13 protein-coding genes are annotated in these 15,339 nt (G+C 63.4%); 4 read left to right on the top strand and 9 right to left on the bottom strand.

Annotated features, from left to right (window positions below; genetic code table 11):
* Positions 1–261 precede the first annotated feature (261 nt).
* Positions 262–2,484: a VanW family protein gene (locus tag ACYP01_RS09620; RefSeq protein WP_459679660.1), complete on the top strand. Its 2,223-nt coding sequence runs from the start codon at positions 262–264 to the stop codon at positions 2,482–2,484.
* A 4-nt stretch (positions 2,485–2,488) separates the two neighbouring features.
* On the opposite strand, the gene ACYP01_RS09615 is transcribed toward ACYP01_RS09620, so the two are convergent.
* The 3 genes from ACYP01_RS09615 to ACYP01_RS09605 form a co-directional block, all read right to left on the bottom strand.
* Complete coding sequence (locus ACYP01_RS09615) at positions 2,489–3,472, bottom strand: LLM class F420-dependent oxidoreductase (RefSeq protein WP_007734562.1); 984 nt, start codon at positions 3,470–3,472, stop codon at positions 2,489–2,491.
* Between the two features lie 85 nt (positions 3,473–3,557).
* The gene (locus ACYP01_RS09610) at positions 3,558–4,046 is read right to left on the bottom strand and encodes a hypothetical protein (protein ID WP_459679658.1); all 489 of its coding nucleotides are present in this window, start codon (positions 4,044–4,046) and stop codon (positions 3,558–3,560) included.
* Positions 4,043–4,288, bottom strand: coding sequence for a helix-turn-helix transcriptional regulator (locus ACYP01_RS09605; RefSeq protein ID WP_007734566.1), 246 nt, complete (start codon positions 4,286–4,288; stop codon positions 4,043–4,045). Before ACYP01_RS09605 ends, ACYP01_RS09610 begins: the two co-directional genes overlap by 4 nt.
* 65 nt (positions 4,289–4,353) lie before the next feature.
* Here ACYP01_RS09605 and ACYP01_RS09600 point away from each other — a divergent pair, with 65 nt between their 5' ends.
* Positions 4,354–4,926: a nucleotidyltransferase family protein gene (locus ACYP01_RS09600; protein WP_042452576.1), complete on the top strand. Its 573-nt coding sequence runs from the start codon at positions 4,354–4,356 to the stop codon at positions 4,924–4,926.
* 2 nt (positions 4,927–4,928) lie between these two features.
* Here the strand turns inward: ACYP01_RS09600 and ACYP01_RS09595 are convergent, their stop codons facing one another.
* Together ACYP01_RS09595 and ACYP01_RS09590 are read right to left on the bottom strand one after the other, a co-directional pair.
* Entirely contained in the window at positions 4,929–6,941 is a 2,013-nt protein-coding gene (locus ACYP01_RS09595; RefSeq protein ID WP_459679655.1) for a YhgE/Pip family protein, read from the bottom strand.
* 5 nt (positions 6,942–6,946) lie between these two features.
* The gene (locus ACYP01_RS09590) at positions 6,947–7,669 is read right to left on the bottom strand and encodes an ATP-binding cassette domain-containing protein (RefSeq protein ID WP_007734574.1); all 723 of its coding nucleotides are present in this window, start codon (positions 7,667–7,669) and stop codon (positions 6,947–6,949) included.
* A gap of 179 nt (positions 7,670–7,848) precedes the next feature.
* On the opposite strand from ACYP01_RS09590, the gene ACYP01_RS09585 reads away from it, so the two are divergent.
* The gene (locus ACYP01_RS09585) at positions 7,849–8,478 is read left to right on the top strand and encodes a hypothetical protein (protein WP_232319055.1); all 630 of its coding nucleotides are present in this window, start codon (positions 7,849–7,851) and stop codon (positions 8,476–8,478) included.
* 85 nt (positions 8,479–8,563) lie between these two features.
* Here ACYP01_RS09585 and ACYP01_RS09580 read toward each other — a convergent pair whose 3' ends face one another.
* The 4 genes from ACYP01_RS09580 to ACYP01_RS09565 form a co-directional block, all read right to left on the bottom strand.
* Positions 8,564–10,399, bottom strand: coding sequence for an acyl-CoA dehydrogenase (locus ACYP01_RS09580; protein ID WP_007734578.1), 1,836 nt, complete (start codon positions 10,397–10,399; stop codon positions 8,564–8,566).
* 89 nt (positions 10,400–10,488) lie between these two features.
* Positions 10,489–11,121: a methyltransferase domain-containing protein gene (locus ACYP01_RS09575; RefSeq protein WP_459679652.1), complete on the bottom strand. Its 633-nt coding sequence runs from the start codon at positions 11,119–11,121 to the stop codon at positions 10,489–10,491.
* Between the two features lie 21 nt (positions 11,122–11,142).
* The gene (locus ACYP01_RS09570; RefSeq protein WP_459679650.1) at positions 11,143–13,626 is read right to left on the bottom strand and encodes an FtsX-like permease family protein; all 2,484 of its coding nucleotides are present in this window, start codon (positions 13,624–13,626) and stop codon (positions 11,143–11,145) included.
* Positions 13,626–14,408: an ABC transporter ATP-binding protein gene (locus tag ACYP01_RS09565; RefSeq protein WP_042452563.1), complete on the bottom strand. Its 783-nt coding sequence runs from the start codon at positions 14,406–14,408 to the stop codon at positions 13,626–13,628. The genes ACYP01_RS09570 and ACYP01_RS09565 overlap by 1 nt, the downstream gene beginning before the upstream one ends.
* A 109-nt stretch (positions 14,409–14,517) precedes the next feature.
* Here ACYP01_RS09565 and ACYP01_RS09560 point away from each other — a divergent pair.
* A partial coding sequence (locus ACYP01_RS09560) for a sensor histidine kinase (protein ID WP_459679647.1) occupies positions 14,518–15,339 on the top strand: 822 nt, incomplete at its 3' end.

Below are 15,339 nucleotides of genomic sequence, written 5' to 3'. Positions count from 1 at the left end.
GCGCTCACCTGCAGTGATCGTCGCGAGGGGATGCGTAATCGGGGATCCGGCCACGAGGGGTGGCCGGATCCCCGAACTCTTTGCAAACTTTTTCGCGCAGGCGTGTAACGCTGCAGAATAGCTACCGATATTCATGACAGCCCCGTGTTGCTGCCTGACCCCCGACCTGGCAGCAGCGCGGGGCTCTCGTATGTCCGGATATCCTGTATTGAGTTGTCGGTGAGCGCCGCAGCGACGGTTGATGCAGCGAGGAGCCAACAGGTGAGTGACGAAGAGGGTCCGTCCGTCGAGAAGACGAACAGCGAGGACTCGTCCCTCCCGGAACAGGAACTCGAGTCGGTCGAGGAACCTCAGGCGGTCGAAGAGACCGAGTCGGTCGAGGAACCCCAGCCGGTCGAGGAACCCGAGGCCCCTGAGGACACCGAGGCCGTTGTCGAGGCTGAATCAGTAGAACCTGAACCAGCCGAAGCACCAAGGCCTGTCGACGAAGAAGCAAGCGATTCCACGGAAGCGACAGTCGACGAATCGGCAAACGAGGTCACCACCGTCATCCCTGTCGTCCCCGCGGAGGACGCACCGCCGACGGAAGTAGTCAACTCGGCTCCGGCGACAGAAGCCTTCGACGAGCAGACAGAGCAGTTCGAGCCCCCGGCAGTGGTGGTTCCCCCGAAGCCGCCGCGTCCCGAGTTCGTGCAGCAGTACGACACCCAGCAACTCGAACCCATCCAGCAGCAGTACGAGCCTGTTGTCCGAGAAGCAGAGGTAGTTGCACCCCCGGCGCCGCAACAACCGGTGGCGCCCGCTTCGCAGTCTTCCCGCAAGTGGGTCAAACCGGCGATAGCAGTCGGCGCCATCTTTGCCGTCGCAGCGATTGCCTACGGAGTGGACATCTTCACCTCGTCCGGGAAGACACCACGCGGCACTCAGGTCGCCGGGGTGGACATCGGTGATCTCACGCCCGCCGACGCGGAAGCCACGCTGCGCGCCCAACTCGGCCCGAGGCTCGTCGAACCGGTAGCGGTACATGCAGGCGGCGTCGACTCCGAGATCGTTCCCGCGTCTGCGGGTGTGGACGTCGACTGGTCGGCGACGCTGTCGGGCGTGAACGCTCAGCCCATCAACCCGATCACCCGTATCACGTCGTTCTTCGGCTCCCGCGAGGTGCCCGTGGTGTCGGCAATCGACCAGGGTGCGTTGGATGCGTCGATGGCGCAGCTCGCGGCGAACAGCGATCGTGCGCCCGTCGAAGGTGCAGTCGTGTTCGAGAACGGGAAGGCGACTGGTGTTTCGCCCGCTGCCGGTCAGGCGCTCGAAACGCAGCAGGCGGGTTCGACCTTCGCCGCTGAATGGTCCGATGGTGGCGTCGTCGATCTTCCGGTCGACGAGGTTCCGGTGACGGTCACTCAGGCCGGTGTCGATCGTGCGCTGCAGGAGATCGCTATTCCAGCTGTCTCGGGTGACGTAGTGGTCAACGGCCGTGACGGCAAGGTCGCGACACTCGGCGTCGATCAGATCGGCGAGGTTCTGACCTTCACACCCGACGGCTCGGGTGGGCTGACTCCGCAGTACAACACGGATGCTGCGATCAAGATTCTGACTCCGCAGTTGGCGTCGACGGAAGTACAACCCAAGGACGCGTCGTTCACCTTCGCCGGTGGCAAACCGTCGGTTGTGCCCGGTGTCGTCGGTGATCTGATCAACTGGCCGGACACGGTCAAGGAACTTCCGGTTCTGTTGGGCAGCACGGCTTCTCGGGCAACGCCCGCCGTGTACGGACCGGTCCCGCCGGCGTTGACCACCGAAGCCGCGGAGGCCCTCGGCATCAACGAGGTGATCGGCGAATTCACTACCGGTGGTTTCGAATACGCGTCTGGTGTGAACATCGGCCTGGCCGCGTCGGAGATCGACGGGGCCGTGATCAAGCCCGGTGACACGTTCTCGCTCAACGAGTACACGGGCCCGCGCGGTGCGGCGCAGGGATACATCGAGTCGGGGATCATCAACAACGGTCGCCCGGACAAGGCTGTCGGCGGCGGTATCAGCCAGCTCGCGACGACGCTCTACAACGCGACGTATTTCGCAGGTATGGAGGACGTCGCGCACACCGAGCACAGTTACTACATCTCGCGGTACCCCGAGGCTCGTGAGGCGACCATCTTCGATGGTGCGATCGACCTGCAGTTCCGTAATCCGGCGAAGACCGGCGTGATGATCGAGACGATTGCGACGTCGTCGAACATCACCGTTCGGATCTGGGGAACCAAAACTGTCGATGTCACGTCGACGACCGGCCCGCGGACGTCGCCGACGTCGCCGAACACCGTGACCTTGCCGGAGGGGCCTGGCTGTGTGGCTTCGAGCGGTGCGCCCGGGTTCACGGTCAGCGACACTCGCGTGATCACCGACCACGCGAGTGGCGCCGAGATTTCCTCGAACACCCGAACCGTCAAGTACGACCCGGTGCCGATCGTGAAGTGCGAGTAGGGAACTACTTGCCGACGAGTGGGCCGAGGGTGCGGCCCGCGAGGTCGACGATGCCTGGCTCTTCGCCGTTGGTGATCAGGTTGATCACGACGCCGTCGATGCCGTGGTCGAGGATGCGCGTCTGAACCTGCTCGGCGACGTCGTCCGGGCTGCCGACGAAATGGCGTTCGGTGGCCTTGGCGACCACGTCTTCCGGCGCCGTGGTGATGTCGAGGCCACGCTCCGCGAGAAACGTTCGCTGATGGGCGCGAGCCTTGTCGCCGTCCTCGTCGATCATCATGAACGTGAGGAAGCTGGTCTCGAGGGTTGCGGGATCGCGACCGGCTTCGTCGCAGCGTGCCGCAAGTGCTTCCATCTTGCGCGGCAGTTCCGACGGGTCGCAGATGATGTTGAGGTGATCCGCGAAGCGAGCGGCGAGGCCGAACGTCTTTTTCTCACCGCCACCGCCGAGCAGGATCGGCAGGTCGTCGCGGACGCGAGGCTCGTTGATGGCGTCCTTGACGTGGTACCACTTGCCGTCGAAGGTGGGGCGATCACCGCGGAGCATCGGCGCGATGATCTGCAGTGCTTCGTCGAGTTTCTGGAAGCGCTCGGTGAACGTTCCGAACTCGTATCCGAACGAATTGTGTTCGAGTTCGAACCAACCGGCGCCGATGCCCAGGATGGCCCGACCGCCGCTCACCACGTCGAGGGTGGTGACGGTCTTGGCGAGCATGGGCGGATTGCGGTAGGTGTTTCCCGTGACCAGTGCAGACAACTGGATGGTCTCGGTGGCCGTCGCCAGCGCGGAGAGCGCCGAGTAGGCCTCGAGCATCGGGGCGTCCGGCGCTCCGATTCCGGGGAGTTGGTAGAAGTGATCCATCACGAATGCAGTGTCGAAGCCTGCGGCTTCGGCTTCGCGGGCCTGCGCTATGACGGTGGGGAAGAGGTCCTTGACCGGACCGCCGTAGCTGAAGTTGGGCATCTGGTATCCGAGGCGAGTGCTCACCGTTTCGACGTTACTCGCGATCGGTTGACCTGGCACGATTTTACCAACTCTATGGATTCCGTTGTGCTGGGCAGACTTCCGGAAGTCAGAGAAGTTCTTCGGCCGCTTCGCGTCGCTTGGCTCGCTGCTGGTGAAGCTTGACTGCCGCGATTGCGATGCCGCCACCGACAATTCCGCCGACGAGAGCGCCGACCCAGGTAGACGATTCTTCGTAGGAATCGAATTTGAGACGCGCCATGATGCCGACTGCGGCGACGAGGTACAGCGCGATGCCGATCACGACCCGGGGGCGGTTGTAGTTGGACAATACGTAGACATCGACGTCGCACCGAAGTGCATAGATGATCGTGATCAACGAGCCGAACAACGCAACGATCAGCAGGGCGAGCGAGATCCACGCCCCTGTTCGGCCGGCGACCCAGGGCAGAATCGCCGAGCTGACGAATACTGCCCAGAAGACACTCTGGAGTCCCACCGCCGAGGCTTCGTTCCAGACGTCGCGCTGACGCTCGTCCTTGTAGAAGTCGTCGTCCAGATCTCCGACGAACCGCATTGCCTTCATCATGGTGCTCATGCCGTCTCCTCTGGAATTTCTGTGGTGAGTTCCGATTCGGGTAAGGGGAAGAGCGCTTCGACGGTGGTCCCCAGCGCCAGGGCCAGGCGAAGTGCCAGGTAGACACTCGGTGCATAGTCACCGCGTTCGACGGAGACGATGCTCTGTCTGCTCACCTGACCTGCCGTGGCCAGTTGCGCCTGGGTGAGGCCGGCGAGGCGTCGGTGCTCCCGCACGTTGTTGTCGCCGGCCTTTCCAGTCATGCAAAAAGTAAAGAATACTTGTCACTAGATGTCAAGTTTGCTTGTCATATGAGAGGCTGAAGAGCATGCGTGAACGATTTCTCGAGATCGCCTTGGCCAATCCGGTGGTCGCAACGATCGTGGATCGTGCGCCGAAGCTGGGATTGCCGGAGTGGTACCTGACGGCGGGTGGGCTCTTCCAAACCGTCTGGAATCACATCGACGGCCGTGATCTCGGCGCCGGAATCAAGGACTACGACCTGTTCTACTTCGACGCCGGCGATCTGAGCTACGACGCGGAGGACCGTGTGATTCGTTCGGCGGCAGAACTGTTCGCCGATGTGGATGCCGATGTCGAAGTACGCAACGAAGCCCGCGTGCACCTGTGGTACGAGCAGCATTTCGGGATTCCCGGCGTTCCGTTCACCAGTTGCCGCGACGCTGTCGACCACTTCGCTTCCACAACTTGCTGTTTCGGGATCACCAAGGGATCGGATGGGACCTTGGACGTGTATGCCCCGCATGGATACGACGATCTTTTCGACATGATCGTCCGCCCCAACCCGGTGCTGGCGCCGCGAGAGGTTTACGAGGCCAAGGCGGCACGGTGGCGCAGGGAATGGCCTGCACTGACCGTGGAGCCTTGGCCTGAGACCTAAACCTAGACCTCGATCGGCGGATGCAACCTGTCCACGGTCCATTGCCGATTTCGGCGTGCAGCAAGTGAACTGGCGCCGAGTGAGGCGACGAGAAGGCCGCCGAGGACGGCGATCGAGACCCACAGTCTCGAGTCGATACCGCCGACGGTGAGTTGTCGTAGCCCGTTCACCGCGTAGGTCATCGGGTCGAACGGGTGGATGATCTGGAACGGTTTCGCGGTGGTTTCGACGGGATAGATGCCGCCGGCCGAAACCAGTTGCAGCATCAGGAACGCCAGGGTGATGACGCGTCCGACGGAGACTCCGAAGATGGCGTTGAATGCCTGGATCAACGCCATGTAGGTGGCGGTGATGAGCATCAGGAACCCGACGGTACCGAGGGCATGCGTGGGGTGCAGACCGACGGCGAAGTGCACGACCAGGTACATCACGATCACCTGGCAGATGCCGATGAGCAATGCCGGCCAGTACGAGGCGAGGACCACTCGCAGCGCGCCGAGTCCGTTTGCGATGGGCCGGTTCTGGAGCGGCTTGAGCAGCATCCAGGTGATGATGCCGCCCACGAACAGCGCGAGGGGCAGGAAGAACGGAGCAAAACCGGTACCGAACGTGCTTGCCCGGTTCTCGTACGTCTCCTGTAGTTCGACCGGGCTGGATAGGGTTTGAGCGGTTGCGGTTCGCTGCTGATCGCTCCAACTGGGGACCTGACCGGCGCCCTCGGTGAGTTTGGTCGCGAGTTCGGCAGACCCGGCACGGAGTTGCTCGGTGCCGTCTGCGAGTTTGGCTGCACCATCGGAGAGTTGAACGCTTCCGTCGGTGAGTTGAACCAGTCCACTACTGAGGGTTTGAGCGCCGTCGTTGACTTGCTGACCGCCGTCACGCAGCTGTACCAGGCCGTTGCGGAGTTCACCACCGCCGTTGGCCGCGGCGCTGAGCCCGGCTCGGAAGGTGCTCGACGGATCGTCGAGTTGGTAGGCGAGTTGTTGTGCACCGCTCTTGAGTTCGCCCAGTTGGCCCATGGTCGCTTCACCGAAACCCTGAGTGCGCAGTATGTCCTGGGCAGGCGCGAGGGCATTGGCGATCTGTTGGCTGACGGGATCCGGGTTAAGTCGAAGGCTGGCCACTGCCTGCCCGACCAGCTGTGCGACGTCTGCTTGTGTGTTCCCGAGGACACTCAGTTGGTCGACGACCTGGGTGACGCCACCACTGAGTTGGCTTGCGCCGTCGCCAAGTTGGACGGCTCCGAGATCGAGCTGCCCCAGACCGTCGGTCAGTGCGAGGACGCCGTCCGTGGCGGTGTTGATGCCAGTCGAGAGTTGCGCTGTACCGCCGGCAAGAGTGGCTGCACCGTCACGTGCGGTAACCATGTTGTCGGCCAGAGTTTTCGAGCCCGACGCCAATTCGCCGGCTCCGGCGTTGGCAGTGTTCACTCCGGCCGAGAGCTGGAGCGCTCCGTCGGCGGCCTGCTTCAAACCAGCACCCGCATCGGTCAATCCGACCAGAACTGTCTCGACGGACTGCGCGCCGATCTTGTCGCTGACCTGACTGAGGACCTGCTGGGCGGCGTTTTGGCCGATGATGGTGCCGAGGTAGTTGTTGACGTCGTTGAAGGTGAACTGCAACTGAGCTTTGTGGGGGTCCTTGGTCGTCGGGGAGGCGACGGCCTCGCTGAAATTCTCAGGCAATGTGAGAGAGAAGTAGTACGTGCCGTCCGAGACTCCCTGAGCGGCTTCCTGCTGCGAGACCAGGTGGAGATCGAGCTCACCGGAATCGAGCAGCGCTTGGCTTACCTCGTCGCCCGCGTTGAGCTCCTGACCCTGCACCATCGCGCCGCGGTCGGTGTTGACCAGCGCGACGGGGACCTTGTTGACCTCACCGAACGGATTCCAGAACGCCCACAGGTACATCGCGCCGTACAGCAGTGGCATCAAGATGATGGTGACGAGTGCGATCCTGGGCATCGCGCCGCGGGAGAACCGCTTGAGTTCGGTTCCGAGAGACATTCCAGCGAGCATCGCGGTTACCTCGCCCCTTCTTGGTCGGGATTGGTGACTTCTTGGAGCAGGGTGACGGCATCGATGGGTGATCCGTCTGGCAGCGGGTTGACGGTCGACGCGATGATGGTCTGGTAGCTCCCCATCTCGACGAGTCGCTCGACGAGGTATGCGCGTTCGGAGTCGCGCCGCACTTGTTCGAGATCGTCGACGACAAGCAGGGCCGGCTTTTTCGTGTTCGCGACGGCGATACGCAGCAGGATCGCCTCGAGTTCCCCGAGATCGCTGACGTACCGGCCGAGCGCAGGTAACGGATGATCGCCGAAGACGGGAGCGCACACCGCTTCGAGTTCGCGGTCTCCGGCGCGTCCGATGAGCTTGTACCAGGGCGCATCCCAGCGAATTTGTTCGGTGATCAGATCGCGGACGGTGACGGATTCGGCAAGCTCGTCGATGTCCTCGAACCCGGCGACCCCGGCGATCTCGAAGATCTCGCGGGGACGCGTTCGACCGAAGACGGACAGTGAGCCGGAACTGGCTTTCATTCGTCCGCTGAGTGTCAGAAGTAAGGACGTACGTCCTGAACCGGCCGAGCCTTCGAGGATGGTCACACCGCCCGCACGAATCTCGAGATTGACGGGTCCGAACACCGGCCCCCATGGGCCGTCGAGCGCCAAGTCCGTGGCGGTCAATGCCAGGTCAGGGGCGTAATCGGGTTGTGCGTGCTCTGGTGCGACCACGATGATCACCTGTCTGTTGATCTACTCGGCCTGCGAAAGAACCGAGTGCTGGTTCAGTGGACGTTCGTGCTCACCCAATCACATCGGTAGCGGGCGAGCGGTCCCATGAATGGGATGTGTCGGACACGTTCGACAACTTGAAGACCGAACGGTATGTATTCTGTTGGAAACGGAACGGGGGAGTCGAGGTGCCGGTTCGTAGGCGCGGTATGTGCGCGGTGCTGGTCATGGCCACCCTGTCGGTTGTCTCCTGTGCCGGTGAGCGCGAGTCGCCCCCGTTCGTGTCGAGCGAGAGGCTTTTCGAGTTCACCGGTCGCAATGTCGGACCCGTGACCGTTCCGCCCTTGCCTTCCGATCGGCACGAGTCCGAAGCAGCGCCGTACGGAGCCATCACCCTGTCCGGTGGGTGGAGCGGCGCAGCCAATGTCTCGCTGCCCGGATCCGTCACGTGTTTCGAGCACAACTGGGCGGATTCGCTGCCCGCCGGTCACCGCCAGTGGGCCTACGAGGTGCACACCAGTTCCTTTTACGAGTACGACGGCGGCGGCGAATATCCGGGGCGTGATTTCCAGTTGCAGGTCTACGTGAACGAAAAACCGGAACCAGGTCAGTCCGGGGCGACGATGATGTTCTCGGATCAGAGCGGACAGTTCGTGTCCTTCGGTGGCGGCGTCGACAATTCCATCGAAATCGTCAGTTCTCCGGACCGCAGGCGCGTGGCGCTTTCCCTGGTGGGAACGGCGGCACGGCCCGGCGAACAACCGACGACGTCCGTACTGTCCGCACAGATCAGTTGCCCGACCGTCGAGCGCAGATGACCTCGGATTCCATGGACTGCTGAGCATGAAAATGCCGGCCCCGAAACGTTCTCGGGACCGGCACTTTTCATGAATCAGGAACGAATCAGAATGCTGCTTCGTCGATCTCCATGATGTCGTTCTCGGTGTTCGCGATGATCTCGCGTGAAGCGGTGAGCTCGGGCAGGACGTTCTTGGCGAAGAAGGAAGCGATGGCGACCTTGCCCTCGTAGAAGCCCTTGTCCTTGTCGGAAGCGCCGTTGTCGAGTGCTGCGAGAGCGATCTCGGACTGGCGGAGCAGCTGCCAGCCGATGAGCAGGTCGCCGACGGACATCAGGAAGCGGACGGAGCCGAGGCCGACCTTGTACAGCTCGGTGGGCTGCTCCTGAGCTCCCATGAGGAAGCCGGTGAGCGTGGCGGCCATGGCCTGGACGTCTTCGAGTGCGGTGGCGAGCAGTGCGCGCTCCGCCTTCAGACGACCGTTGCCGGCTTCGCTGTCGATGAAGGTCTTGATCTGTCCGGCAACGTGAGCGAGCGCGACGCCGCGGTCACGAGCGATCTTGCGGAAGAAGAAGTCCTGAGCCTGGATGGCCGTCGTGCCTTCGTACAGCGAGTCGATCTTGGAGTCGCGGATGTACTGCTCGATCGGGTAGTCCTGCAGGAAGCCGGATCCACCGAGGGTCTGCAGGCTGTCCGTCAGGTACTGGTACGCACGCTCGGAGCCGACGCCCTTGACGATCGGGAGCAGCAGGTCGTTGACGCGGAACGCGGTGTCCTTGTCTGCGCCCGAGACGAGCTGGGCGACAACCTCGTCCTGGTGAGCTGCGGTGTAGAGGTACACCGCGCGCAGGCCTTCGGCGTATGCCTTCTGCATTGCCAGGCTACGACGCACGTCGGGGTGGTGCGTGATGGTCACGCGCGGTGCTGCCTTGTTGGTCATCTGGGTCAGGTCTGCGCCCTGCACGCGCTGCTTGGCGTAATCGAGAGCGTTGAGGTAACCGGTGGAGAGGGTGGCGATTGCCTTGGTGCCGACCATCATTCGAGCGTGCTCGATGACGTCGAACATCTGGGCGATGCCGTTGTGGACCTCGCCGACCAGCCAGCCCTGTGCGGGGATGCCGTGTCCGCCGAAGGTGACCTCACACGTGGCGGAGACCTTCAGGCCCATCTTGTGCTCGACGTTGGTGACGAAGACACCGTTACGCTCGCCGAACTCTTCGGTCTCGAAGTTGAAGTGCGTCTTCGGGACGAAGAACAGGCTCAGGCCCTTGGTGCCCGGTCCGGCGCCTTCGGGGCGAGCGAGAACGAGGTGGAAGATGTTCTCGAACAGGTCGTCCGAGTCGGCCGAGGTGATGAAGCGCTTGACGCCCTCGATGTGCCAGGAGCCGTCGTCCTGCTTGATCGCCTTGGTGCGTCCGGCACCGACGTCGGAGCCGGCGTCGGGCTCGGTGAGGACCATCGTGGCGCCCCATCCTCGTTCGACGATGGTGGCGGCCCACTTCTTCTGCTCTTCGGTGCCGTTGTTGAACAGCACGTCCGCGAAGGCGGGTCCGGCCTGGTACATGTGCGCTGCAGGCTGTGCGCCCAGGATCAGCTCACCGATGGCCCACACGACGGAGCGGGGAACCGGCACGCCGCCGACCTCTTCGCTCAATCCCATGCGGTACCACTCGGCATCCCACAGAGCCTTGAACGACTTCTTGAAGGATTCCGGAAGTGCAACGGTGTGCGTCTCGGGATCGAAGACAGGGGGGTTGCGGTCCGCATCGGCGAAAGATTCGCCAAGCGGTCCCTCGGCCAGGCGTGCGACCTCTGCCAGCATGTTGCGGACAGTGTCGGCATCCAGGTCGCCCCAAGCGCCTTCGCTCAGTGGCTTCTCCAGTCCGAGAACCTCGAAGAGGTTGAACTCCAGGTCCCGAACGTTGCTCTTGTAATGGCCCATGTCTTCTGCTTCTCCCAGTGAGGTGGTGCGGTCCAGCACTCCTAGTACCGCCCGAAGTTTATTACTCGTCGGTAACTTAATACATGTTACTAGCCGTTCTTTGCATTGCCAACACCGGATTTGCGTCCGATGACAAGCGCGTCGACCGCGATTCCCGTTTCGGTGTGCCTGTGGGGATTTCCGGCGATCTCGAACTCGAGCTTTCCGCGGAACTCCTGCATCAATTCTTCTGGTGTGTAAAGGATTTCGGGATCTTGTGGCCCGCCGACGCCGTAGTCGATGTTGCTTCGGTCGTGACCCAAAATCATGAGGATTCCGTCAGGTTTCAGAGAATTTATGGCACGGTTCACAACCAGGGTGCGTCGTGGTGCGGGCAGATGAAGGTAAAGAAGCAGGGCCAAGTCGTATCCCTGCCCGTTCCTCGAGGCGTAATCCGCGACGGTGACGTCGCCGCATCGGTAGTCGAGCCGGTCGAGAACCGATCGGGGTGAGCGGGCCGCGATCGTGCGGGCTTTCTCGATCGCGACGGCCGAGTAGTCGATGCCGGTGACCTCCCAACCGCGAGTCGCGAGCCACAACGCGTTACGGCCCTCGCCGCACGCCAGGTCCAGTGCCTGGCCGTGGGGGAGGGCCGTCGCGTATTCCACCAGCAATTCGTTGGGAGGAGCGCCCCAGACGAGCTCGGTTTCTTCGTACTTCTTGTCCCAGGCCGCCGCATCCATAGATGACGACGGTAGTGCCACTCAGTGGTTACGCACTCCGTCCATCGGGTTCTTGCGTAGAGCGGCGCGCGTCGGGATCGCGATGGAGACAAATCCCAGAACAGCGGTCACCGCGACGATGGAACCGTAAATCGCCGGTGAAATCGCCGGGATCGGCTGCCCGGACACCGCTACGGCAATGCCCATCAGAGGCGGCAGGGCGATCAGTGATCCGACCACGATGGCGATTCCCACCACCATCAACGACTCGATCCGCATCATTGCTCGGACCTGCCTCGTCCGCGAGCCCACCAGTTGAAGGAGCGCGAACTCGCGGGAACGCTCGGCAGTGGCGGCGACCAGGGTGTTCACGACTGCGACTGCGAGATAGCCGAGCAGGACGAGGACGGCGAGGATGCTGACCCACGACTGCATACGACGCTGATCTTCGCCCGCGGCCCCGAACTGGTCCTGGTTCATCGCGGCGATCGAGGGGAACGAGCGCAACGACTGCTGGACTTCGGCCGACCGTCCGGGTTCGGCAGCAACCAGAACGGTGTCGATCAGAGCGTCGGTGGAGTGCTGACGCAAAGTCTCGATCGGCATGGTCACGTCCCCGAATCCGAGGCCGCGACCATATTTTGCGACGACCATGGGATGTACCAGTGTTCCGTCACCCAGATAGAGGTCGACGCGCTGGCCTACCTTGGCTCCGAGGGTGAAGGCGCCGTCTTCGCTCACGGCAACGGTATCGCCGGTCAGAGCGCTGAGGTCGCCCTCGGTCACCGCGAGATCGAGGGTCGCGTCGGCGCTGGCGGCGTCGATGCCCTGGGCCGCGATCGCGCTGTCGGCTGAGCCGCCTTCCTCACCGCTGGGTACCGGGAGGACTTGACTGCGGACCACCGGGTTTGCCGCACTCACTCCGGGCACCGATGCGATCGACTCGAGGAGCGAGGGAGCGATACCGGCTGGTGCGCCGACGATCAGGTCGGCGGTGACGCCCTTGATCGACTGGTTGGTCGCCTCGGCGGCGACGGTGCTCTGGCTGAAGAACTGCACCGAGCCGAGCGCGATTGCGAGAGCCAACGGAACAACCGCCGACGAGAGCCGTCTCGAATTGGATTCGGCGTTGGCGGCAGCGAGAACTTTGGACGCCGACCCACTGCGGCGCAGCGGACCGCCGATCACCTTGATGATGCCGCGCACCAACAAGGGGCCGAGCAGCGCGACCGAGAAGATCAACAACAGTGCGCTCGAACCGGCTCCAGCGGCCGCCACGCTGCCGGGCAGGAAAGCAGGGAGGACGCAGGCGCTGAGGCCGGCGGCGCCGAAGATCAGCCCGGTGACGATGCGTCCGCGGCTCAGTTTCGCCGGGCCGCTTTCGGATTCGCGAAGCGCTTCGACGGGGTCGAGCTTCGCCGGTCGTCGTGCCGCGATCGCCGCTGCCGCGCGGGCAGTGAGTACGCAGATCAGGAAAGCTGCGATCGCCGGAAGCGGGCTGTAGGCCAGCGCGAAATCGGTGGGCATGACCCCGGCGTCGGCGAACTGTGCGCCCAGTACTCGGGCGAGCAGGTATCCGGGCACCGCGCCGAGAGCTGCCGCCGCAGCAGCAACGAGCAGCACTTCACGTCCGATCATGACGTGCACTTGCCGCGTGGTGGCCCCGATTGCCCGCAACAGAGCGAACTCTCGGCGCCTGGCGTTGATCGAGAGCGACAGCGTGCTGGAAACGACGAACATACTGACCATCAACGCGAGACCGGCAAACGACGCGCAGAGCACGATCAACTGCGTCCGCGCAGCACCGGCGTCGAGGAATTCGATGCCTCCGCGTGCAGTGCCGGTCGAGACCTCCGCACCGGTTCCGGCGAGTGCATCGCGGGCGAGAGCGGCAGCATCCACGCCTTCGGGAGCGATCAATCCGACTGCGGTGACAGCGTTCTGGTGCGGCCACAACCGTTCGGCCTCTGCGTCGTCGAGGAAGACGAGTGCCGGACGGTCGGGTGACGGCACCGAAGCCGAATCAGCTGTGCCGACGACGGTGTACTCGTCCGTTACCGCGCCGTGAGCCAGCGTGATTCGCTCGCCGAGCGCGGCGCCCGTGGTCGAGACCACCTCGTCGCGGCTCTGCGGAGCGCTCCCCTCGGTGAGCGAGTACGGCGCCAATTGTGCTGTGTTCCAAGGATGTGCATCGAGTACGACGCCCTCGGCCGTGCTGACCGGGACGGAGATGTCGGGAACCACCGTGACATCGAGTGTGTCGAGCTTGCGGACCGTATCGCCGTCGAGGAGAACTCGCTCGGCAAAGGGCTGATCGGCGTCTTCCTTGACCTCGAGCGCCTGTGGTGCACTCACGACGGCGTCGGCACCGGCGTAGAGATGTGGTGAGACACCGCCTCGCACTCCCGATTCCAGCAGCACACCCAGACCGCAGGTGAGGAGCGCTGCGCAGAATACGGAGACGAACACGGCGACGAAACCGGAGCGATGCGCTTTCAGGTGCGCAAAGGTGTGCGCTTTCATCATCACCAGTCCCCGAGGTGTGTCATGCGCTCGGCGATCTGCTGCGGGGTCGGGCGGTCGATGTGCCCGACAAGTTTCCCGTCGGCGAGGAACAGCACACGATCGGCGTACGACGCGGCCACCGGGTCGTGCGTGACCATGACGATGGTCTGGTCGAACTCGGCGGCTGTCCGGCGCAACAACTCCAGAACCTGCTTGGCGCTACGGGAGTCGAGGGCGCCGGTCGGTTCGTCGGCAAAGAGTGCGTCGGGGTGGGTGACGAGGGCGCGTGCGATGGCGACGCGTTGCTGCTGACCGCCGGACAACTCGGAGGGTTTGCGCTTTCGGTGTGATCCGAGTCCGACGGATTCGAGGACGAAGGTCAGGTACTGCTTGTCGGCTCGTCGCCCGGCGAGGAGTAGGGGGAGCGTGACGTTCTGCTCGACGTCGAGAGCGCCGAGCAGGTTGTAGGCCTGGAAGACGAAACCGATGTGATCGCGACGGAAGATGCTGCGGGCCTTCGGCTTCAGCTGTGAAATTTCGGTATCGCCCAGCCACACCGATCCGCTGCTCGGTCGGTCGAGCCCGGCGGCGCAGTGCAGGAAAGTGCTCTTGCCCGAGCCGGATGGGCCCATCACTGCGGTGAAGGTGCTGCGCGGCAGAGTGAGGCTGACGTTGTCGAGGGCGGTCACGGCGCCGCGGCCGTTGCCGTAGACCTTGCTGACCCCTTCTAGTCGCACGGCAGATGTTCGAGCTCCCGTGGCACCAGGGGCCGGCGAGGCGAGGACCGAGTGTCGATTCTTCATGGGAAGAACGCTATGGAGATTCGGCATTCGTCGACATCCAGCAGAGTCCCGAATCAATGGTGTAGCCAGCTGTAGTGGATCGTGCGGTGTGGTGCGGCATGCTGGGGCAGTGAAGAAGAGAACCAGGGCTGCGGTGTACGTGCTCGTCGAGGGCGCGGCAGCTGTGGTTTCCCTGTTCTTGCTGATGGTCGGTCTCATTCTGTTGTCGCTCTCGATTCTGATCGTCGGCTGGTTGCTGTTGCCGTCGTACGTGCGAGTGCTCCGGTGGTGGGCCGGCCTGGCTCGCAAACGCACCGCTGCGTACACCGGACGCCCTGTTCTGCAGCGATACCCACCGATGCCCAGCAATCCGACATTCGGGGACTGGAGCCGGTTCCTCACCGATCAGTCGACGAGGCGCGACGCGGCCTGGTTGTCGATTCATGGTCTGGGTGCTTTCGTCGCGGCGATGCTGACCATTGCTCTGCCACTCGGTGCGCTCAATGCGATTGCCGTCCCGCTGTACTGGCAGCAGATGCCCGCGGGCGAACCCGTCAACAACCCGTACCCCGTGACGTCGTGGCTGGGCGCTGCCGGAATGCCGTTGATCGGCATCCTGTACTTCCTGATCGCGTGGTGGTTGATCCCCGCGATGGCGAAATGGATCAGCTGGTCGACCACGACTTTGCTTGCGCCGGACACGCGTTCGGACCTCTCGAAGCGCGTCACCGCCCTGACGGCCAGCCGCGCTGCGGCGCTCGACGCGCATTCGGCCGAACTCAAGCGCATCGAGCGGGATCTGCACGACGGAGCTCAGAACCGTCTGGTCGCGGTGGTGATGATGTTGGGGATGGCCGAGCGGTCGTTGCAGAACAATCCGGACCAGGCTCTGCCACAACTGCATCGGGCCCAGGATGCGGCCACCGAGGCGTTGAGCGAACTCCGGACGTTG

It is taken from the genome of Rhodococcus sp. no. 34, from assembly GCF_054589475.1.
This window is presented reverse-complemented; position numbering and strand designations above follow the sequence as displayed.

What these genes read in the sequence shown, in the direction of transcription:
- ACYP01_RS09565 (WP_042452563.1), bottom strand. Translation starts at nt 14,408, where the DNA reads ATGAAGAATCGACACTCGGTCCTCGCCTCGCCGGCCCCTGGTGCCACG.
- ACYP01_RS09575 (WP_459679652.1), bottom strand. Translation starts at nt 11,121, where the DNA reads ATGGATGCGGCGGCCTGGGACAAGAAGTACGAAGAAACCGAGCTCGTC.
- ACYP01_RS09610 (WP_459679658.1), bottom strand. Translation starts at nt 4,046, where the DNA reads ATGAGCACCATGATGAAGGCAATGCGGTTCGTCGGAGATCTGGACGAC.
- ACYP01_RS09570 (WP_459679650.1), bottom strand. Translation starts at nt 13,626, where the DNA reads ATGATGAAAGCGCACACCTTTGCGCACCTGAAAGCGCATCGCTCCGGT.
- ACYP01_RS09605 (WP_007734566.1), bottom strand. Translation starts at nt 4,288, where the DNA reads ATGACTGGAAAGGCCGGCGACAACAACGTGCGGGAGCACCGACGCCTC.
- ACYP01_RS09580 (WP_007734578.1), bottom strand. Translation starts at nt 10,399, where the DNA reads ATGGGCCATTACAAGAGCAACGTTCGGGACCTGGAGTTCAACCTCTTC.
- ACYP01_RS09595 (WP_459679655.1), bottom strand. Translation starts at nt 6,941, where the DNA reads ATGCTCGCTGGAATGTCTCTCGGAACCGAACTCAAGCGGTTCTCCCGC.
- ACYP01_RS09600 (WP_042452576.1), top strand. Translation starts at nt 4,354, where the DNA reads ATGCGTGAACGATTTCTCGAGATCGCCTTGGCCAATCCGGTGGTCGCA.